The sequence below is a fragment of the Lactobacillus sp. UCMA15818 genome (assembly GCF_030400225.1).
Classification (GTDB): Bacteria; Bacillota; Bacilli; order Lactobacillales; family Lactobacillaceae; genus Liquorilactobacillus.
On record NZ_VJYB01000001.1, the window covers coordinates 334,280 to 354,925 of the forward strand.

At 35.6% G+C, this 20,646-nt stretch carries 22 protein-coding genes and 1 other RNA gene; 6 read left to right on the top strand and 17 right to left on the bottom strand.

What is annotated here, in order from left to right; genetic code table 11:
- The first annotated feature begins 38 nt into the window (after positions 1-38).
- Complete coding sequence (locus tag FFX44_RS01630; protein WP_289977253.1) at positions 39-368, top strand: hypothetical protein; 330 nt, start codon at positions 39-41, stop codon at positions 366-368.
- A 6-nt stretch (positions 369-374) separates the two neighbouring features.
- On the opposite strand, the gene FFX44_RS01635 is transcribed toward FFX44_RS01630, so the two are convergent.
- From FFX44_RS01635 to FFX44_RS01645, 3 genes are all read right to left on the bottom strand, one after another.
- Positions 375-1,589, bottom strand: coding sequence for an MFS transporter (locus FFX44_RS01635; protein ID WP_289977254.1), 1,215 nt, complete (start codon positions 1,587-1,589; stop codon positions 375-377).
- A gap of 317 nt (positions 1,590-1,906) precedes the next feature.
- Positions 1,907-2,170, bottom strand: a complete 264-nt coding sequence (locus FFX44_RS01640) for a LysR family transcriptional regulator (protein ID WP_289977255.1) — start codon at positions 2,168-2,170, stop codon at positions 1,907-1,909.
- A 153-nt stretch (positions 2,171-2,323) separates the two neighbouring features.
- Entirely contained in the window at positions 2,324-3,025 is a 702-nt protein-coding gene (locus FFX44_RS01645) for a YjjG family noncanonical pyrimidine nucleotidase (RefSeq protein WP_289977257.1), read from the bottom strand.
- A 99-nt stretch (positions 3,026-3,124) separates the two neighbouring features.
- Here FFX44_RS01645 and FFX44_RS01650 point away from each other — a divergent pair, with 99 nt between their 5' ends.
- Together FFX44_RS01650 and FFX44_RS01655 are read left to right on the top strand one after the other, a co-directional pair.
- Positions 3,125-3,907, top strand: coding sequence for a methylenetetrahydrofolate reductase (locus FFX44_RS01650; protein ID WP_289977259.1), 783 nt, complete (start codon positions 3,125-3,127; stop codon positions 3,905-3,907).
- A gap of 51 nt (positions 3,908-3,958) precedes the next feature.
- The gene (locus tag FFX44_RS01655; protein ID WP_289977712.1) at positions 3,959-4,642 is read left to right on the top strand and encodes a hydrolase; all 684 of its coding nucleotides are present in this window, start codon (positions 3,959-3,961) and stop codon (positions 4,640-4,642) included.
- Positions 4,643-5,034: 392 nt separating this feature from the next.
- Here FFX44_RS01655 and FFX44_RS01660 read toward each other — a convergent pair whose 3' ends face one another.
- The 3 genes from FFX44_RS01660 to FFX44_RS01670 all read right to left on the bottom strand — a co-directional run bounded on the left by FFX44_RS01660 (position 5,035) and on the right by FFX44_RS01670 (position 7,936).
- On the bottom strand, positions 5,035-5,334 hold the full coding sequence (locus FFX44_RS01660; protein WP_289977260.1) for a hypothetical protein: 300 nt from the start codon (positions 5,332-5,334) through the stop codon (positions 5,035-5,037).
- 340 nt (positions 5,335-5,674) lie between these two features.
- Complete coding sequence (locus FFX44_RS01665) at positions 5,675-7,333, bottom strand: formate--tetrahydrofolate ligase (protein WP_289977261.1); 1,659 nt, start codon at positions 7,331-7,333, stop codon at positions 5,675-5,677.
- Between the two features lie 129 nt (positions 7,334-7,462).
- Entirely contained in the window at positions 7,463-7,936 is a 474-nt protein-coding gene (locus tag FFX44_RS01670; RefSeq protein WP_354669243.1) for an EbsA family protein, read from the bottom strand.
- Between FFX44_RS01670 and FFX44_RS01675 the strand changes: the two genes are divergently transcribed.
- Positions 7,830-8,261: a ribonuclease HI family protein gene (locus tag FFX44_RS01675; RefSeq protein ID WP_289977263.1), complete on the top strand. Its 432-nt coding sequence runs from the start codon at positions 7,830-7,832 to the stop codon at positions 8,259-8,261. The genes FFX44_RS01670 and FFX44_RS01675 overlap by 107 nt on opposite strands.
- Before the next feature lie 171 nt (positions 8,262-8,432).
- Here the strand turns inward: FFX44_RS01675 and FFX44_RS01680 are convergent, their stop codons facing one another.
- From FFX44_RS01680 to FFX44_RS12625, 6 genes are all read right to left on the bottom strand, one after another.
- Positions 8,433-9,569, bottom strand: a complete 1,137-nt coding sequence (locus FFX44_RS01680; RefSeq protein ID WP_289977264.1) for a class I SAM-dependent RNA methyltransferase — start codon at positions 9,567-9,569, stop codon at positions 8,433-8,435.
- 75 nt (positions 9,570-9,644) lie between these two features.
- An RNA gene (gene rnpB / locus FFX44_RS01685) (RNase P RNA component class B) lies at positions 9,645-10,016 on the bottom strand.
- A gap of 25 nt (positions 10,017-10,041) precedes the next feature.
- Positions 10,042-10,383, bottom strand: coding sequence for a cell division regulator GpsB (gene gpsB / locus FFX44_RS01690; RefSeq protein ID WP_056990285.1), 342 nt, complete (start codon positions 10,381-10,383; stop codon positions 10,042-10,044).
- Positions 10,384-10,451: 68 nt separating this feature from the next.
- The gene (locus FFX44_RS01695; RefSeq protein ID WP_289977713.1) at positions 10,452-11,018 is read right to left on the bottom strand and encodes a DUF1273 domain-containing protein; all 567 of its coding nucleotides are present in this window, start codon (positions 11,016-11,018) and stop codon (positions 10,452-10,454) included.
- Positions 11,019-11,098: 80 nt separating this feature from the next.
- Positions 11,099-11,299: a hypothetical protein gene (locus FFX44_RS01700; RefSeq protein ID WP_289977270.1), complete on the bottom strand. Its 201-nt coding sequence runs from the start codon at positions 11,297-11,299 to the stop codon at positions 11,099-11,101.
- Between the two features lie 491 nt (positions 11,300-11,790).
- A complete protein-coding gene (locus FFX44_RS12625) occupies positions 11,791-12,093 on the bottom strand; it encodes a helix-turn-helix domain-containing protein (protein ID WP_354669245.1) in 303 nt (100 codons plus the stop codon).
- A 234-nt stretch (positions 12,094-12,327) separates the two neighbouring features.
- On the opposite strand from FFX44_RS12625, the gene recU reads away from it, so the two are divergent.
- A complete protein-coding gene (gene recU, locus FFX44_RS01705) occupies positions 12,328-12,945 on the top strand; it encodes a Holliday junction resolvase RecU (protein WP_289977271.1) in 618 nt (205 codons plus the stop codon).
- 11 nt (positions 12,946-12,956) lie between these two features.
- Positions 12,957-15,230: a PBP1A family penicillin-binding protein gene (locus tag FFX44_RS01710; RefSeq protein ID WP_289977273.1), complete on the top strand. Its 2,274-nt coding sequence runs from the start codon at positions 12,957-12,959 to the stop codon at positions 15,228-15,230.
- Positions 15,231-15,621: 391 nt separating this feature from the next.
- On the opposite strand, the gene FFX44_RS01715 is transcribed toward FFX44_RS01710, so the two are convergent.
- The 5 genes from FFX44_RS01715 to FFX44_RS01735 all read right to left on the bottom strand — a co-directional run bounded on the left by FFX44_RS01715 (position 15,622) and on the right by FFX44_RS01735 (position 20,641).
- Entirely contained in the window at positions 15,622-16,305 is a 684-nt protein-coding gene (locus FFX44_RS01715) for a type II CAAX endopeptidase family protein (protein ID WP_289977275.1), read from the bottom strand.
- A 17-nt stretch (positions 16,306-16,322) separates the two neighbouring features.
- The gene (locus FFX44_RS01720) at positions 16,323-17,237 is read right to left on the bottom strand and encodes a DNA/RNA non-specific endonuclease (protein WP_289977277.1); all 915 of its coding nucleotides are present in this window, start codon (positions 17,235-17,237) and stop codon (positions 16,323-16,325) included.
- A 289-nt stretch (positions 17,238-17,526) separates the two neighbouring features.
- Positions 17,527-18,198 (bottom strand): class A sortase, encoded by a 672-nt coding sequence (locus FFX44_RS01725; RefSeq protein WP_289977279.1) that lies wholly within the window; start codon positions 18,196-18,198, stop codon positions 17,527-17,529.
- 209 nt (positions 18,199-18,407) lie between these two features.
- Positions 18,408-19,958 (bottom strand): HAMP domain-containing histidine kinase, encoded by a 1,551-nt coding sequence (locus FFX44_RS01730; RefSeq protein ID WP_289977281.1) that lies wholly within the window; start codon positions 19,956-19,958, stop codon positions 18,408-18,410.
- Entirely contained in the window at positions 19,955-20,641 is a 687-nt protein-coding gene (locus FFX44_RS01735; protein ID WP_289977282.1) for a response regulator transcription factor, read from the bottom strand. The genes FFX44_RS01730 and FFX44_RS01735 overlap by 4 nt, the downstream gene beginning before the upstream one ends.
- Positions 20,642-20,646: the final 5 nt, after the last annotated feature.

Sequence of the window (20,646 nt, forward strand, 5' to 3'; positions counted from 1 at the left end):
GCTACAATTGAGTTAAATAACTGGAGGATTGATAAAAAATGGCAAGTAATTCTGATTCAATCTTTAATCTTTTATCTTATCTAAAGCGACATAAATCTAATTACCAATTACTACAAAATCCATATAATAATGTAATCAGACTAGCTATTTCAAACAAGACACCCATTTCTGATACCGATATTTATTTTCCCACTAACCAATTAATGGTCAATCGTTTGGCTGATGACTTTCTGGCACAACACGGGGAACTCCTGGACTATTACCTTGATTTTGAGCAAATAAATAACCCGCACTTTGTAGAAGTTTGGGTTACGACTGCTTATATCAAAGACATCCAAAAATATTTTTTAGAATTGTCTTTTGAATAATTCTCTCTATCTGTGCATTCTCAATGGAATAAACCTTAGTATTACAAAAAAGTTTACTAATACTAGGGCAGCTGTGACTAAAAATACGCTTTGATAGTTGAAAACACTCGAAACTAACGATCCAATCAATGGTCCCACAACTCCACCAGTTGCTTGAAAAGATTGGTTGTAACTGAAAATTCTTCCAAATGCTTCACTAGGAACGTCGACAGTCAAGATAGTCTGAACTGCCGGTAACATTGCTGCACTAGAAAGCCCTAATATAAATCTTAGTATTCCTAATTGCAACGGGCTAGTTACAAAGAACATTGGTATGAAGACAACTGTTGTAATTAGTAACCCAAACAGTAAGACCCTCTCAGGTTTCGTCTTATCCATCAAGCGCCCTATTCTTGAGGCCACTAATAATGTTCCAAATCCCGGCATTGCAGCTACAATGCCACTAACTAATGAAATATTCCCATACCCATGCATCAACTGGCGGACTAATAAGCTAATAATTGGTGAAATCGACATCAAAGATGATTGTACAAGTAATGTCGTTAAAAACATTGTAATAATCAAGCCCTTATTCTCTAATTCACCGAAGATTTTCTTAATAGATTTCATTTTCTTTGCAGGAATCGGAATAAAATGTTCTTTAACGTAAACATTGGTCAATATGAAGACCAACCCCATTAGTATTCCCGTGATAAAAAAAGTGATGCGATACCCGAGACTGCCTGCAATCAGGCCACCAAATAGCGGTCCTAATAATGTTCCAGTAACATTTGCAGTCATCAGATTACCCATTACCTGACCACTCCGTTCATGTGGTGTTTCTCCCGCCATCAGAGCAGTTGCATTGTTGATGTACCCTGAAAATGCTCCTTGCAAGAACCTTAACAGTATTACAATCCAAACGCTTTGCGCTGTCCCAACCAAAAATATCGTACATGCCATAACACCAGACGCGCGTAAACACATCAACTTACGCCCTTTTTGGTCTGCCAGACTTCCCCAGAAGGGTGAAACAATGGCTTGCGAGAAATATGTAATTGAAAAGGCTACTCCAGAATACAGATTCAACTGCCATGTTGAAAACTTACCAAGAGTATCTATATAAAGTGAAATAAACGGCATTGTCATTGAATAACCTAGCGCAGTTATGAAGCACCCCATCCACAGTGTCAGAAAACTTTTTTTCCAGACTCGACTGTCGTTTGTAGCGGCTTTTCCCATCCAAATTTCAGCTCCCTTATAAATTAAACAACTACCATGGTAACACTCCAGTCAGCTTTAGCATATAAATTTGTGATAAATACTATAAAAAACTAATTATCGAAAGCCATATAATTCTGCTTTTTTTCAACAATACAATTATTTTGGCTATTCTTCAAAAATTAAAGAATCAACTTAAGGGCTTGACTAAACATAGGAAGGGACTGGGCCAAAAGTTAAATCTTGACCTAGTCCCCGTCCCCACTAACCAATTTATTTTCTGATTGTCAATCATCGATTAAATCAGCAGCTTATAATCCTATACTCTAAAAATTTTGTTAATCATCCAAATCTCTTTCAATATCAAGACCATAAATGTCACTGACGGGTTCATTCTTATCAACTGGATGAACCACTAAAATCGTTGTCGCTCCTTTTTCACTTACATATCCAGCAAAACTTGCAACTTCTTCAACGCGATATGCTAGGCCATCCGAATTATAAATATACTGACCTGCAATTGGCATATTCTCAAAATACACCTTATTCATCCGATAATATTCATTTTCTCCATCATGCATTACTAGAACAACCTTAAACATTCATTTCACCTCTCAAAGTCTACAGATATAAAACAACCACTTTAAATTAACATAATTCAATAACTTAATTATATCATTTTTGTATTCAGATAAACGTTACAAATCATTTAATTAAACTTCTAAATTTTCACAGCAAATACTTAGCTATTTATATTAATTAATAAGTAAATTGTTAATTTCTGAAAGACTGTGAACTATATAGTCGGCTGAATAATTTGTCAAATTTTTTTTGCGTTCTGGATTGAACCACATTGTGTCAATTCCTGCATTAATGCCCCCAGCAATATCAGAAGTCAACGAGTCTCCAATAATCAATGAACTATCAGCATCGAAGTTTCTAACGTTATCAAAAACGTAATTAAAAAATTTTTTATTTGGCTTTTGATATCCTGTCTGTTCTGATATAAATATATCTGTAAAATAGGTATCGAAATGTGAATCAACTAATCTTTTAGTTTGTACACTTTTCACTCCATTTGTTACTACAAATAATTTAAAAGACTTTCTATGCAACGCATTCAATAATTGCCGAGCTCCAGTAACTTCTTGGTGCCCTTGTGCCAAATATATTAAATATTGTTCACTCATTTGATTATTATCCACATTCATTCCAAATTCTTGATTAAAAAAGTCTGCAAATCTAGTAGATAGTAACTTTTCACGTGATATTTTACCTTGCTCCATCCTCTTCCAAAGGGATTGATTGAACATCTTATAATTTTTCCTAACAACAGCAGTTAGTTCGACCTCAGCTACTGTACTAAATAGTTTTTCTAATGCTTGATTTTCCGCTGCTCCAAAATCCAATAAAGTATCGTCAATATCGAAAAACAAGGTTTGATATTTTTTCTTCAAATTATTTTCCTCCATAATTAGCTATTATCGTAAAAATATATTTATGTATTCTGCGAAAAGATCTACAATTAGTAAAAACACAAAACAAAGGATTAAAATATGGCAACTTTTAATTATTCACTTGAACTGCTCCAAAGTATTCCAGATTCAAAAATCATGGCTCTCAAAAAACTAACACCTGAATTCATAAGTATTGCATATACCAATCATACTCGTTCTTTTTTTGAAACAACCTTTTCAACTGCTGCATCATTCAAAAAAATGACTAATATCAAAACAGTCATTCATCTACCAGCATCTTCATTTACACAAAAAGAGCTGTACAAATTATTAACAGAATTAAAGAAAGATGTTATTGATTCAGCATTGGTCTTATCTGGTGATCAGAAAATAGCCAAAAATGCTGTCCTCCCGTCAGCACTTGGGTTAGCTCAATTTTTACATAATGAGCTCCCGCATTTTAAAATTTTGTGTAGTTGTCATCCAGAAACTGCCGCTTCAAATGTTACTCTGGAAAGAGAAATATCTCTAATGAAAGCCAAAGAAGCTGCTGGATGTAAAATATTTATTTCACAAATTTTCTTCGACACTCAGCTGTTCATACAGTTCGTTCACCATTGTCGCAATGCCGGAATTAAAGCCCAAATCAGAGCCGGTATTATGGTAATAACTAATAAAACCCAACTAGCTTTTGTAAAGAAAATATTACAATTACCTAGTTCATTTAAACAAATTTCAAACAACACTGAACTTAAAAAAATTGGTATTCAATTTGCAGTAAATCAAGTCAATCAGCTCAAAAATGAAGGACTAATCGATTTTCACTTTTTTACAATTAATGATTTAGAAACTGTTCAAATATTGATTGACGGAGTATTATGATAATGGCTATTAATTATAATATGTTTTGGAGGATGAAAAATGAACGATTCAATCGAAAATATCCCAAATCTTTCTTCTAAGCTAAGAGCTGACATTGTTGAAACACCGGCAATTATCCGCCATGCATCAGGAATCAAATTATTTGGCAAAAAAATTAAAAGTATTATTTATACAACTGATGTTGCCGTGATTGCAAACTGTAATGCAGATGCTGTTCTTGTCGTTTATCCATGGACTCCCAATACTCGCATTCTAGAAGCTGTTTCAACAGTTTCAAATATTCCTATTCTTGCAGGGATAGGCGGCGGTCTAACTAATGGTATCAGATCAACTGTCGTTGGGCTTTTTGCCGAAGAAAACGGTGCTCAGGCTGTTGTCCTGAATGCACCAACACCCATTGAGACAATTAAAAATGTCACAAAGGCTGTTGATGTACCTGTTATTTACACTGTTGTAAGCTCAAACCTAAACTTAAAAGAAAGAATAGACGCTGGGGTAAAGGCTTTTAATGTAGCTGGCGGAAAAGACACTCCAGAATTAGTTGCTTGGGTAAGAAATGAATTAAAACGACTTGGTCTAGATGAAAACTTTCCCATTATTGCATCAGGCGGTAAAACAGATGAACAAATTCTTGAGACAATTCATGCGGGTGCTAATGCTGTTTCTTTCACTGCCTATGGTATTACAGAAACAACCTTCCAGAAAAAAATGGAACAATATCGACGTGAGAATTAAAAATTTTAGAAACAAAAGCTACCTTTGTATTCTCTTATCATCTATAATAAAGGTATGTTAGTTCTAAAAAATGGCAGGAAGTTTTTTTAAGCATTCATTTGTCTCTGTCAAGAAATATTTACTTGTAATGAATAGAGGAACTGGGTCAAAAGTTAAATTTTGATCTAGTTCCTCTATATTATTACAAATAAACGTGTTTCATAAATCAAAATTCTCAGTCTAACTTTGAATTACTCATAGCAAAGTGCTCACAATGTTCGTAACTTCTAGTTAATACTCAAATTTTCTGACTTATGGTACACCCAACTTATTTTTATATTCTGAAACTCTAATTAATATGAGCTTCCTATGAAGTGAATTCAGTCACCATCACCTATTAATTAAAAAGTATGCTAACTTTCCTGTTCAATGATATCTTCATTAATATCGTCAAACATTATATTATCAATTCGGTAAGAATTTCTAACATCTATCTTCGAAACTTTCATATCGGATCTCAACAAGAAGCTCTTTCCATTTGAATGCTTGATTGAACTGTTTTGGGGATTGTAAATTGTGACTACAACAATATGACCTTTTCCCTTTGCACCTTCACCTTCGGAACCTTCCTCATTCGTTGTACCAACATAGACACATGGATTTGTTTCATTTCCTACCATTAGTCCTAAATCCTTCAATACTCTCTCCATCATAATCCTTCTTCCTGCTTAAATTGACGAAGGCGTCATACCACTGTACGACGCCTTCTAACTAAGCTAATTATATTAAATTGTTCCGAAAATTTTATTACACGAACTAAAATTAAATTCTAACTTTCAAAGTGCTATCCCAACCTCTATAACACATTTACAACTCTATAGTTGCGCCATTAACATGAAAGATCATCAAACCTAAAACCAATCTATAAATTAAATAACGCTTAATGTAATTACATTGTACCATATATTATCAAATATTAATAGTCAACCAGTTGCAGCATTCCTCTAAATCAGAGAGTCCTCCGCAGAGAACTTTCCGATAACGTAATCGTAATCAATACAACCCTGAAATCTGACCTTCATCACTTAACTCCATCGCATTTGCTGCCGGAGTTTTTGGTAAGCCTGGCATGGTCAAAACATTACCAGTCAGCGCAACAACAAATTGTGCTCCTAATTTTGGAACAAATTCACGAACATGAATTGTAAAGTCAGTCGGTGCCCCTAGTTTCTTTGCATCGTCAGATAATGAATACTGTGTTTTCGCCATACATACTGGAAGGTGGTCCCATCCCAATTCGGCAAATTGCTTAAGCTGACGTCTAGCTTTGGGACCATACTCCACTTTTGTTCCACCATAAATATTGGTAACAATTTTCTCAACCTTTGCCCGAATATCATCTGCTTCTGAATAAAGCGGTGTGAATTCATTAACTTCCTCACAAGAAGAAACTACCGCCTTCGCTAATCCCAATGCACCAGTTCCTCCTTTTGCCCAAACGTTAGCAACCACTGCTTTTGTTCCTTCATTAGCACACAGTTTTTGCAGACACTCTAACTCAGCTTCAGTATCAGAAGTAAATTGATTAATTGCAACTATGACTGGTACATTATACTGCTTCATATTATTAATATGCTTTCTTAAATTGACATAACCCCCTGTCAATGCTTTGATATTCTCTTGTTCCAAGTCATCCTTCTTAACTCCACCATGCATCTTTAAAGCCCGTACTGTTGCAACAATTACAATTGTATCTGGGGTCTTCTCAAGTACTGGTACCTTGATATCCAAAAATTTTTCGGCACCCAAATCTGCACCAAAACCAGCCTCCGTAATTGTATAGTCAGCTAACTTCAACGCAGTCTGAGTTGCCAGAACACTGTTACAGCCATGGGCAATATTAGCAAATGGTCCACCATGAATAATTGCGGGCGTATGTGCCAAAGTTTGAACTAAGTTTGGTTTAATTGCATCTTTTAACAATAATGCGATTGCACCTGTCACTCCTAACTGAGCGACAGTCACCGGGTTTCTCTTTGTTGTATACCCGATTACTATATTCCCAATTCTCCGTTTCAAATCAGCGACATTCTTTGCAAGACACAAGACAGCCATTAACTCGCTAGCAACCGTGATATCAAAACCATCTTCGCGTGGAATACCTTGGGAAATTCCACCTAGCCCAATCACAACATGTCTCAACGCCCGATCGTTAATATCTAATACTCTTTTCCAAATAATTCGGCGTTGATCAATATCTAATGAATTACCCTGATATATATGATTATCTATCAGAGCAGCCAAAGTATTATTGGCAGTTGTCAAGGCATGCATGTCACCAGTAAAATGCAGATTTATGTCTTCCATTGGAATAACCTGTGAATATCCACCACCTGTAGCTCCACCCTTCATTCCCATAACCGGTCCCAATGAAGGTTCACGCAGTGCAATCATTACTTTTTTATCTAGTAGACTAAGTCCATCCCCTAGTCCAACAGTTACAGTCGATTTTCCTTCTCCTGCTGGTGTTGGATTTATTGCGGTCACCAAAATTAACTTTTCTTTAGTTTTATTATTTTTATTAACAGGTAATTTAATCTTTGCTTTAAAATCCCCATACTGCTCAATATCTGATGGCTTCAAGCCAACCTTTGCAGCAATCTCATTAATATTCACCATTTTAGCTTGCTGTGCAATTTCAATATCTTTCAACGAGAACATCCTCCTAACAAATATAACTGAATTATAATTCATTGTTCGTTAAATGTCATTATATTATTTGTATATGTGGTAAAATAAAACATTATACTATACTTATCAATGCTAATTGCGAACTTTCTACTATGAATCTATTAAATTGTATAGAATTTCGCAACTGCTTTTCCTCATAATAAAATAGTATTTTTGGGTTTTTACAGTAATATTAATTCCATACCTTGCCATTCTAACATTCTCAATGCTCGCCAGCTCGAATTTTTTTGTATTTTGTGGAATTATTGTATGAACTATCAGCTTTTCATCACTTATTTCAATCCACCTGAAAAAAATTTGAATGAGTACAACTACACAAAAAATTATAAAAACAACAGCTGTCCATATTTGAAAAACGGTTATCTCAAGCCACAATAGGATACTTAAAAGTAGTATCATGAATGTGAATGACCAACAAATGACGCTGGTCGCAATATCTGGCTGATACCAGAACTTTTTGTTCATAAAAAACACCTTCCTAGGAGTGATTAATCTGATTAAACTTTTTACTGATGCAGCTACAAAGGGAAATCCCGGAACTAGCACTGCTGGTATCCTCATCATCAAGAATGGTAAGCAATTCCAATATGCCATTTCACTACCAGATTCGTCCAATCATACCGCTGAATTTCTAGCAGCACTAACTGGCTTTCAATATGTAGAAAAATTATTTGGAAATACTGAAACCTTGATGTTTTTTAGTGATAGTCGCATTGTAATCGAGAGTATTGATAAAAACTATTCGAAAAATTATAATAATCTCCTTGTACAACTAACTGCATTCCAAGCAAAATTTCCATTAGTTATTAGCCAATGGATTCCTGAAAAAGAAAATCATGGAGCACATACGTTAGCAGTACAAAAGCTGTACAGCATTTTAAAAAAATAATTCTGTCTTAATTATACTAGACATCTCGGTAAATAACGAAATTATCGTTTAATTAAACTTTTTCTAAAGAATATCCAGCACTCTGATCAATTTAACATTTACTCAATCTAAAAAAATAGTGTGCCACAAACTCAGCACACCATTTTTACTGCATACGTATAAAAAGCCGTATTAATTGCTGCGCTCCTTTTTCCCCCAATATTGGAAGTAATCGGTCCGCAATGAGCCATTATATAACTTACGCTTTTTCGTAGCCCTTTGACCATAAAATTTATCAAATTCAAGATCACTTGTAAGAATATACTTACTCCAAGTAGTTAGTTCTCTATATGTCTGCCCCATCTGCTTATATAATTCTCGGACAGCAGTCTGGTCACTCAAACGTTCCCCATATGGAGGATTAGCGACAATCACACCATTCTTTTTTTCAGTCCTAAAATCCTTCAATGCTAATTGTTTAAATTCGATACTGTGAAGAAGTCCAGCTTCTCTTGCATTAAGCTTTGCGATATCAATCATCTTACCATCAATATCGTAGCCGGCAATATCTAATTCAATATCATAATCCGCTTTCGAATCTGCTTCATCTCTAATCTGTTGGACCAATTCTTCTGGATGCCAGCCCCAAGTCTCGCAAATAAAATCTCGGTTGAATCCTGGTGCAATATTATGACCAATCATTGCAGCTTCAATTGGAATCGTGCCTGAACCACATACCGGATCAACAAAGGGCATTTCGGGATACCAATGTGCCAGAAGTACTAAAGCCGCAGCCATATTTTCCTTCAACGGAGCTGGCCCCTTCTCAATTCTATAACCCCTCTTGAAAAGACTTGATCCTGTTGTATCCAAAGTTAACAGTACCTTATCTTTATTGATTGCGACCTCTAAAGGAAATTTTGCTCCAGTCTCAGCAAGGCGCGTTTTCCTATGATAGACCATACTCATCTTATCAACAATTGCTTTTTTTACAATTGCTTGAACATCTGGGACACTGTATAGTTTAGACTTCTGTGATTTTCCAGCTACTGGAAATTCTGCGTCCAGTGGCAAGTATTCATCCCATGGTAAAGCTTTAGTTTTTTCAAATAATTCATCAAAAGAAGTAGCCGTAAACTCAGCGATTACAATTTTTATACGATCGGCTGTTCTCAACCACAAATTCGTCTTAATAATATCGGTAAAATCTCCACTGAATCTAACTCGACTATTTTCAATTTCAACATGGTAACCCAGATGTTTGAGTTCATTTCCAACAAGAGACTCAATCCCAGCAGCAGCAGTCGCAATTAAATTATATTCTTCCATGTTCACCCATTCCTTTATAATTTTTTCAAAATAAAAAGGTTAGGAATAAACCTAACCCCTCCCTGAGATGTAGTCCTCTATAAGCCACGTTCCGTACGTCATTCAACACAGGATGTTGAAATCGGTGGTAATCATCTATCTCCAGATAGTTTCCTATCTGCCCCCATGATTTGTTCATTTCCGTCATGAAGCGCCCCTACCAAAGTTTGGGTTACCTGCTCGTGGGGTTTACCGCGTTCCATCAATACTGTTTCCAATATTGCTTCGTCACTGTGGCACTTTCAAGACTACTCGGACATAGCTAACTGCCTTAGTCCTTTTATCTGCCGTTACCCAAAGGTACCTTGCCTTATTTTTTCAGCAAGCACGATCACTACAGGCATCTCAGCCTGTGCAAGCTTGGACTTTCCTCAGCCTACTCAATGTAGACCGCGATTACCAGAGAACTACACCAAATGCTTAAAATAATTTACTAAAAACGACTATCTCTATTTGCATCATCATTCAGTTGCGCACCAAAAACATGACGCTCTAAATTAGATAAACGTTTTAAAATGTCCATGTTCGTAACATTAGATACTGGACGACTAGTCTGACCACTTTTTCCAACAGCCAACTGCTTTGTTAATTCATCCACTTTACTAACAAGACGATCATTTTCCATTTGCAAGCGTTGTGTTTCTTTAGAATACGTCTCATAGTCCTTGATGACATCATCAAGAAATTCGTCTACATCTGCTGGATCATAGCCACGCATCTTAGGCTTGAAATTTTTGTTTACAATATCTTTTGGCGTGAAATTTATCTTCTCCACAGCAATGCACCTCATATTCTTTAGAAAAACTAAGTCTACAACTCTATTAATTATACCAAATATTACTGCTATTGCAAATTATTTTCATTTTTTCTTTCAAAAAACTCCCTAGTTCCATTTTCGAGCCAATCCATATCAAGGGTTACAATATTATATTCATGTCTTTTTGCATATCTTTTTGCCGCTAATACATCATATTTTGGCTTGCCTTCAAATTCTGAATCATATACCATTAACGCTGCTTCAGTATGTTCAAGCATAAAATTCTGCCAATTTCGTAATTGTTGCGGAGACTTATACTCCTCAGAACTCACCGTTGCACAAAAATCAACTTGACTTTTTAAGAGTGCAAATGCTGCTTGCCGTTCTTCTTTCCACCTTGTTTCAAATTCATTATAAGGCAGCATCATTGCCACTTTAAGTTCTGGGAATTCTTCTTTCATTGAACAAACAACTTCAGCAGTCATTTGTTCAATCCCAGACTGTCCGCCAACAAGTACCCAGTCAAGACCATCCTCTGCTTTTTGTCTAATTGCATCTTTTAGAATGCTTTTTAAAACTTCGACTTTCGGGTCAGAATTTTTATAAATATTTAATTCATAACTACGATATCCGGTAACCCACATCCGCATTATTCATTTCACTCCTATCATAACTTGACTAATCGTGACTTACATCGACACTAAAGTACCGAGCTTCTAGGAACAAGCATAACTTATCTCATCTCATACATTTCAGTATTCGATAGCGGTTTACTCTGGTTAGCTATCTTTTCACTATATGTAGCTACCATCTGCTTAGCTTTGGTATAGTTCTTAAAATCAGCTAGCTCTCTAGGTTCAACGACTTTACTGTGTTTATCCCAAACTATTTCTTTTTGTGCTAATAGTCTTCTTCTAGCTAGTCGTTTTTCCAAGTAGTGTTTCTTTTTAGCAAGAATCTAATCAAACCTAATTGTCGGATATTTAACAGCATCTGATGTGCTTATCAAATCAACTATCCCCATATCCAAACCGACAGCTTGATTTGTCTTACTAAATTGTGTTTGATTTTCACACTCAATTAGTAGAACACAATAGAACTTGCCTGTTGGACTTAACTGGATAGTCGTTGACTTGATTTTGTCATCCGTGAATTTTCCTCTGTATAAGGGAGTGTGCCATAAGTCGGGGAAATTTGAGTATTAACTCGAAATTACGAACATAGCGAGTACTTTGCTATGAGTAATTCGAAGTTAGACGGAGAGTTTTGACTTATGAAACACGTTTATACGGAATAAATAGAGAAACTGAATCAAAATTTAACTTTTGACTCAGCCCCGTTTCAAATAATAATTATAACATTGTTATTTATACATTTAGACTTAAAACTTTGCTTTGGAAACTTTCGCGACTTAAATTTAGGATATCAATTTAGGATATCCCCAAGTTTTTTAAAAAATCTTTGGAAAGCTACAGCTAGTGTTTCACAAATGTCTTGTAGTGAGGTACTCTCAGCTTGTTTTAACCATGAATATTCCGTTTTTAATTGTTTTACTAAGAAGTTCATTGCAAAACCATTTAAGAACTTAGAATCTTTATTGTTTTTATAGTACTTACTTTGCATCTCCAACATCTGATTCCAAACAAATCTAGTCGCTCCAAAGTTCTCAAATATTTGTTTTTGTTGTTCTAAATTAGGATATATCCGTAGTTTAAGCCCTTGATAAATTCAGGTTCCTCTCTTTTGATGTCAAGCTTTTCTCTAAAATTTCAGCATATGGAGAAACAATTAACAGAATACAATTCTGGTCGGTCAAAGCCTTAACTCATCTTACGCTTAAAAGCATAAGTTTTCTTAGTTACCGACCCTATAAATAGCAAATATCATCTAATCTGAAGTAATGCTTTTTTGCCAACTGTTTACGTTGTTGGTATAATAGGTCGAATGGGAGCGTGAGGCGACATGGTTCTTAGATATCCAAACGGCAAAACATATCAACCGAGGGTAATAAAAGAAATACACAATAATAAGAATTCAAATATTATATTTGGCAACCGCGGAATGTCGTTGGAAGAAGAGCTTAACCAAAGTAACCAGTACTATTTGCAACAGGGGATTGCTGTAATCCACAAAAAGCCAATACCTATTCAAATTGTCCAGGTTGACTATCCGCAAAGAAGTGCTGCTGTGATCAAGGAAGCTTATTTCAAGCAAGCATCTACTACTGACTATAATGGCGTATATCGTGGCTATTATCTTGATTTTGAAGCAAAAGAAACACATAACAGAGTATCCTTTCCGCTCAGCAATTTTCACGAGCATCAAATCGCTCATATGAAGGCTTGTGTTACCCAAAAAGGGATTTGCTTTACTATTATTAAATTCACCACAACCCAGGAAATTTTTTTACTGCCTGCTTCGATTCTCTTTAATTACTGGGATAATCAAGCAAAGGGTCGTAAGTCGATTCCCAAGAAAATCATTGTTAAGGATGGATTTCAAATTAAGTATCATGTAACACCGCTTATTCCATACCTAAAAAGTATAGATAAGATTATTGAAAATCTATGTAATGCATAAAGGAGTACATCATGAGTAGCAATCAGGATCCTAATAATTCAAGAGTAATGCGAAGAAAACGGCAAATTATAAAGAAAAAGAAACCTGTTGGCAAGTTCAAAAAATTCTTTAAAAGATTTCTATTGACAATGCTAGTGCTTGCCGAAGTGACTATTGCAATTGGTGCCACAATATTCTTTATGTACGCAAAGAATGCACCATCTCTGAGCGAGTCTCAACTTACAAGTGCAGGTTCAACTACCATCTATGATGCTGATGGTAAGATCATAACTCGCATAGGAACACAGAACCGAATCTATGTTAATAGTAATAAAATACCGCAAACTTTAAAAGATGCTGTTGTCTCAATTGAAGATCGACGCTTTTATAAACACCATGGAATCGATCCACTACGTATAGCTGGCGCAGCTCTTTCCAATCTATCAGCATCTTCTGGTTTGCAAGGAGGAAGTACGTTAGATCAGCAGCTCATCAAGCTAGCTTATTTTTCAACCAGTTCTACAGACCAGACTTTCAAGCGAAAAGCCCAAGAAGCTTGGTTAGCTCTCAAGTTAGACAACACTTATAGCAAGCAACAAATCTTGACCTTTTATATCAACAAGGTTTACATGGGAAATGGTGTCAAAGGAATGCAGACTGCTGCAAAGTATTACTTTAACAAATCTTTGGACCAGCTAGATTTAGCTCAAACTGCCCTAATTGCTGGTATTCCAAATGCACCAACAGATTACAATCCATATTCCAATCAAGCATTGGCGAAAAAACGTCGTGATGAAGTTCTCAGTGCAATGCTAGCAAATAAAAAGATTACTGCCGCACAAGCCAAGCAGGCTAAAAGTGAGAGTATTACTCAGGGACTTGTACAAACACATAAAAGCACAACAAGTAGCACAACGGAAAAGGCAAAAGTTTCTGACGCTTACCTCAAACAGGTAATTCAAGAAGCTGAATCCAAGGGATACAACCCATACAAGGGTAACTTAAAGATTTACACAAACTTAGATATGGATGCACAGAAATACTTATATAATCTTGCGAATACAAGTGATCAGATCACATATCCAGACAATAATCTGCAAGTTGCTTCAACCGTAGTGAATCCTAATAATGGTAAGATTGTCGCAATGATTGGTGGCCGGAAAAGCAATAATGTAACATACGGTTTAAATCGTGCCGTCCAAACAGATCGAACAAATGGATCAACTGCAAAACCTCTGATGGATTATGGACCTGCCATTGAGTATTTGAGTTGGGCAACCTACCATGAATTACAAGATACAGAATATGTTTATCCTGGCACAAGTATCAATCTTTACGATTTTGATGACGAGTACCAAGGAGCCATAACAATGAGAAGCGCGTTAACACAGTCGCGGAACATTCCTGCTATCCGTTCTTTACAGGCGGTCGGAATTACCAAAGCGCAAAACTTCATTAGTAAGCTCGGCTTCAACTATAAGAAGACTCTTGAATTCCAAAATGGGATCGGTTTGGCTTCTTCAACACTACAAAATGCAGCCGCGTACGCTGCATTTGCAAATGGAGGAACATACTACAAGCCACGCTACATTAATAAAATTTCTTCTTCAGATGGTAGTTCTAAGAATTACTCAAGTTCGGGAAAACAAGTCATGCAATCATCAACTGCTTACATGATTACAGACATGCTTAAAGATGTTATTACTAGTTCCAAGGGTACTGGGCGTTATGCCAACATCAGCGGTTTATATCAGGCTGGTAAAACTGGGACAAACTCGTATCCGTCAGATGTTTCTTCTAAATTTCCTAGTTCAGCAGACATGGATTCATGGTTCAATGGTTATACAAAAAATTATTCAATCTCTGTCTGGGTTGGCTATGATCATCAGTACGAGACTGGTAATTATTTGACCCAGTCGTCTGCGAGAATTGCTTCTTACTTCTATAAATACGCAATGACTTATCTTGCGCAAGGAAAACCGAATAAAAATTGGAAGAAGCCAAGCAATGTATACACAAAAACAGTTAACGGTGTGCGTGAGCTTTATCTAGCCGGTTCAACAGACACTGTATCGTCCGATATTGAGAGCTCTAGTATTGCAAGTAGCGTATTCAGCAGTGTAGATTCATCTAGTTCAACGTCCAGTTCTATAGAAAGTTCTTCTAGTTCGATATCTAGTTCTAGTACAAGTTCTTCTTCAAGTGATTCCGTTTCTTCTACTAGCGCGTCTTCTGAGAATAATTCGACATCCGATTCTACAGAAAGCTCTTCTAGTTCAGCTAATTCAGCTACTCCTAGTAACTGATACTCTACACAAAAAGCGGTAAGCTATTTAACTGCCACAGTCTCCCCATTGTTTTCAGATGAAATATCCTAATTTCTCTGATAATCAAGGGGAGCTTTTTTGATACTCAAATTTGACTTGCTGGCTATTGCGTAAATTATTCATAAAAATCTTTGCTCACAGTATTTCATTAGCAAAAAGAAGACTCGAAATTATTATCATGACCTCAACTTTGTAATAGCTACTTTGGAATCAACCAGAGAATTTTGACTTATGAAACATGTTTATACGTAATAAATAGAAGAACTGGATCAAAATTTAACTTTTGATCCAGCTCCAAGGTTATCTTAAATTATTTCTAACTTGCTTACTTTTTATTTATCAACTTTACAGAAAACTCTTGCTCTGCTTTTTACCAGATCACCAGTAATATTGGGATAAGTGCTATCAAGTTATTAGTCGCATGGATTGCTATATTCAACTTAATATTGTCATATTTCACGTAGATTACTCCTAAAATTATTCCCATTGTAACATACATGAGCGCACTGAGAATTGTATCGCTTGCATGTAATAATCCAAATAAAATCCCACTTATCAAGATTGCCAACCAATTAAAATTGAAAAATTTTAATTTAATGGTATTAATTAACAGTGCCCTGAAGAACAATTCTTCACAGATTGGTGCAAAGATTACTACCATCAATATCATTGTTAATTTGACTGAATTTTGTTGAAAAAATAATTTTGTAATTGCCGTATTATTGACAGTTTGATTCTCACCATTAATCAAGAAGTTTAATATCCCTAAAATGTACTCGCTAAACAATAATATACTAAGCCCCGCTAAATACTTCCTAACAAAAGCACCAGATTGCCGCTTGGAGATTGGTGCCCCTGTAATTTTCTTCAATAATTTCCAAATTAACCAGATAGCCAAGATATATAAAATTACTGTCAACAAAAAGCTCAGGTATTGAATCAATTCATTCTTAACTTTTAGCTGAAGAATTAGTCCAAATTGAGGTACTATGCATAACCCAAAACCAATTAACAGAATTATGAGATATCCCGCTTTTTGTATACTTTTTTTCATCATATCCTTCTCCCATATTATTGAATCGTCGCTTCGCCCGTTGCATAATTAATCCTTATCCCACTTTGCACATTGGGTATAAATACATTAAATTCAATTGTTCCATCCGTTGATTTTGCTTCAATATGCGCACCAGAAGGTACAATATTTTCTCCACTATATATATCTGTAACACGATAACGAATCTTCTTATTTTGATCTAGTCCTTTTCTAACAATCGTTTCGTAATAGTTTTGACCAGTAGAGTAATCTGCGGCGGCCTCGTTTGCCCACGCAGTCTGTGTAGCGATATTGCGTTGATTTGACTCAGAGGCGTCAAAGCTAGTAATTCCGCCTATTAGAGCATACCCTAACAAATGTCCACGATCATAAGCATGTTTATATGTACCTTGTAAATTCAAGAGCTGTTTAAAACCAGCTGGTTTCCAAGAAGTCGCACCCTCATTTGTTGTATCCCGATTATGATATTGACGTGTTGTCTTATTCAGCCACGCGTCACCAACTGTTGGTCTCCCCAAACCGTCAACAGTATTTGTTGCATACGGTGCACTGTTAATATTAGTTTTCAGTGTCGTTTGATTGTTATTAATGATAAAAGCACCTGCATTATTCCAAACTATACTGCTTCCTAATTCATTTCTTACGTCTTGCAACAATACTGATTCTGCAAGTACTTGACTAGGAACTGAATTATTATTTGTTGAACTCGAATAATATGAAGAATTAGCTGTTGAACTACTACTTGACTCATTCGTATTTGTACTACTTGAATACTTTCTAGAAGTAAAACTCGTTGTTAGACTCTCTGCACTCTCATGATGTTCATGATTATTATTATCTTGAGCTGCATACCCGATTAGTAATGCAATCACAACTGTTAAAATACTTACTAGAGAAACTGGTGTACGCTTTGTTTTTCTTCTTCTACTCACTATCTTTATCCCCAACTCATTAGCTATTAGGCTATGCTATTATTAAAAAGTACTGACCTGTAATGACTTACATCGGCACTAAAGTACCGAATAAATAAATCTAGCCCAAATTAAAAAAATAAGAGGAATGCGACAAAAAATTGTCCTACGATATCCCCTTTTACTGATTATCCATAATTATATTTTAAAAATAAGTTTCTGCCCATCTAGATTACTTATCTGATTCCAAAATCATTAAAATGCGCAACAATTCAGTCAATCTTATTGGAAACCAATTAATCCACACTACCTATTCAAAAACCTTCACATTATTCTTTGTTACATTCTCAACTTTTTGTAAGTTGCCCTGTAATAAAATTCTAAGTGGTGTATGCGCAACACCCTTAATTGGATCACAAGTAATCAACGTTATCATCTGCTTGCCTACCACATCATCTATTACCTGAACCTGATACTTGCTAATCGTTTTGCGTACGCTAATTTTGTATACATAAACTTTTTTGCCATTCGTCAAATAGACCTTATTCCCCACCTTCGCCTTAGCTAAAGGAGAAAATAAAATGTTGGGATTATTCATATGATGACCCGCAAGCGCATAATTGCCAGTACCCATTTTTTGGTCCGCTTTCATTGTTCCAGCTCCACGTAATAAATTATTATTACTAATTCCGTAAAATATGGGCAGTTTTAAATTAACAGCCGGAACAGCAATTTTCCCTATCATTCCAGTATTCGTTGATATAAGACTAGCTTTTACAATGCGTGAAGCACTAGCTGATTTGACCTTGTTAAAATCAAAGGAACCTTTCTTCTCGTGTTTCTGACTAACACTATGTTTCAAGTCAGTTGTCGTCATCTTATTTACTAATAAATCAGAAATTTGCTGATTAAAAACTAAAGCTAATCCAACCACTAATAGCAAAAACTCAATAAACCACATCATCTTTTTTTTCATTTTCATAATCCCAACCTGTTAAGTTCTCTAACATCTAAAATATATCATATTACTTCATTCAATACATTCTTAATGCATCTAATCCTAAAACGCTACCTTGGAAAATCATTAAGCAGGTTTTTTACAAAAAAATTATCAGTCATAAATTTCAAAAAAACACTATAACAGTAATATTTTCAAGAGAAATACTGATTTATGAATTAAAAATAAATTGATTATTTCTCAATACTATCATTTTTTTTACCAGAATCTTCTTCTTTGACAATTGGTAGCGATATTCTAAAAACCGAGCCTCTTTCAATTACACTCTCAACCGTGATTTGACCATGATATCCTTCAATTAACCTTTGAGCTATTGAGAGGCCTAGCCCATTCCCGCCTTTTCCACGGCTACGAGCCTTATCAACACGATAAAAACGATCAAAAACTTTCTCCATATTTTCCTTAGAAATACCCTCCCCAAAATCTTGAATAGCAATTTTCACATATCTTTGATCTCGTGATACTGAAAGATGTACTTCTTTGCGTTTCTTAGAATACTTTACTGCATTGTCCATTAAAATAATCAATACTTGTTCCAAATGGTTACGATATATTTTGACTGGTGTTCTACTCTTTAAATCATCGTCCAGCAAAAAAACAAAATCAGGCTTAATCATCTTAAAATTATTATAAACTTGCGAAACAATTTCACGAACATCCGCAACTTCTTTACCATATTGAATTTCAACTTGTTCTGCCCGCGACAAATCAAGCATCTCTTGAACTAGGCTTTTCATTCGATTGATTTCTTGGAGCGAAGCCGAAATCGATTCAGCTAAAACTGCTGGATCATCTTTTCCCCAACGATTCAATAATTCCATATGGCCTTGAACAATTGCAACGGGTGTCCTCAATTCATGAGAAACATCTTCAACAAACTGCTGTTGCTGCTCAATATATCTTTGCATTCGATCAAGCATATCGTTAAAAAGCTGACTTAAATCAGATAATTCGTCATTTCGTTTAATTGCTTCAATTGGGACTCTGATATCTGCAATTGGATCATCTTCATCTTCTTGATTAATCTTATCAATTGTATCGTTTATCAAATCAATCGGTCGTAATAGCCAAGCGGATAGAGCATATTCGAGCATTGCACTTGCTATAGCAGCTGTGATCCCAAAGATAAAGAATACAAGTCCTAGCTTTTCCCGTGCCTTATCATAATCCGTCAGACGATTAGTCACTTGGATATAACCAATTACTTTTTGTGTACTCTTTGCAACCACAGGTTTACGAATTATAAGAACATTAACACCCTTTATCTTTTGAACTTTAGTAATATTAATACTATTACTAATATCAAATTCAACTGGTAAAGATCTTGATGCAAAGACCTTTTCCCCATTCAGATTATAAATCCCGACACCAATATTTTTACGCGATAATGTAACAAATACAGAATCTGAATATAAACTTGCTGGTCGATTTTTTTCCTGTTTCACTGTAGAAATATTTGAACCCAACTCACGCTTAGCACTGCTATTTGTTAGCTCATTCTCTAAAGATGATAGTCGACTTTGTGCCACAGCTACAGCGTCACTCGCATACTGTCTTTCTTGCTGAAGCATTAAATTAGAAAAGCTCTGGAACAATAAGATTGCAAAAATCGCAAAAATAAGCAATACACCAACACTGGTGCCAATTGCCCATTTTAATTTAATTGAGAACCCCTTTTTTTCTTTTTTTCTGGTTCTAAATAAATTTTTTTTCTTTTTTTTCACGAACGCATCACGTACCCTGTGCCTCGAACAGTTTGAATATAGCTTTCTTCATCTGGCCGATCAATCTTATTACGCAGATAACGGATATAAACATCAACCACGTTTGTTTCAATTTGTGACTCGTATCCCCAAACCTTTTTCAACAAGACATCTCGGGCAAGAACAACATTAATGTTCTCCATTAGCGCCAAAAGCAACTCGTACTCTCTCTTAGTAAGTTCAATAATCTCATCACCACGACGGACTATTCGATTCTCCTTTTCAACTGTTAAGTCACGATATGTTACTTTAGTTTGCTTGGAAGCATTTTGTTCACTTTCAATGTCAATTCTGCGGAGCAAAGCGCGCAAACGTGCCAATAGCTCTTCAATCGCAAATGGCTTAACAATATAATCATCCGCCCCATGATCAAGCCCCGAAACTCTATCAATCACAGAGTCTCTAGCCGTCATCATAATGATTGGTGTATTTTTTGTCTGTCTAATACGACGGCAAACCTCAAGACCATTTAATTCTGGCAACATTAAATCAAGTAAAATTGCATCCCAATCACTCTCTAGTGCAGCATCCAACCCAGTCCGTCCGTTATAGTGGACCTCTGTCTCGTAGCCTTCATGTTGTAATTCAAGTTCTACAAACCTAGCAAGGTTTTTTTCATCTTCGATAATTAATATTCGATTCATATTTC

Coding starts and splice junctions, on each gene's coding strand:
- FFX44_RS01630 (WP_289977253.1), top strand. CDS start 39: ATGGCAAGTAATTCTGATTCAATCTTTAATCTTTTATCTTATCTAAAG.
- FFX44_RS01635 (WP_289977254.1), bottom strand. CDS start 1,589: ATGGGAAAAGCCGCTACAAACGACAGTCGAGTCTGGAAAAAAAGTTTT.
- FFX44_RS01640 (WP_289977255.1), bottom strand. CDS start 2,170: ATGTTTAAGGTTGTTCTAGTAATGCATGATGGAGAAAATGAATATTAT.
- FFX44_RS01650 (WP_289977259.1), top strand. CDS start 3,125: ATGGCAACTTTTAATTATTCACTTGAACTGCTCCAAAGTATTCCAGAT.
- FFX44_RS01660 (WP_289977260.1), bottom strand. CDS start 5,334: ATGATGGAGAGAGTATTGAAGGATTTAGGACTAATGGTAGGAAATGAA.
- FFX44_RS01670 (WP_354669243.1), bottom strand. CDS start 7,936: ATGATGAGGATACCAGCAGTGCTAGTTCCGGGATTTCCCTTTGTAGCT.
- FFX44_RS01680 (WP_289977264.1), bottom strand. CDS start 9,569: ATGGAAGAATATAATTTAATTGCGACTGCTGCTGCTGGGATTGAGTCT.
- recU (WP_289977271.1), top strand. CDS start 12,328: ATGGTTCTTAGATATCCAAACGGCAAAACATATCAACCGAGGGTAATA.
- FFX44_RS01710 (WP_289977273.1), top strand. CDS start 12,957: ATGAGTAGCAATCAGGATCCTAATAATTCAAGAGTAATGCGAAGAAAA.
- FFX44_RS01715 (WP_289977275.1), bottom strand. CDS start 16,305: ATGAAAAAAAGTATACAAAAAGCGGGATATCTCATAATTCTGTTAATT.
- FFX44_RS01725 (WP_289977279.1), bottom strand. CDS start 18,198: ATGAAAATGAAAAAAAAGATGATGTGGTTTATTGAGTTTTTGCTATTA.
- FFX44_RS01735 (WP_289977282.1), bottom strand. CDS start 20,641: ATGAATCGAATATTAATTATCGAAGATGAAAAAAACCTTGCTAGGTTT.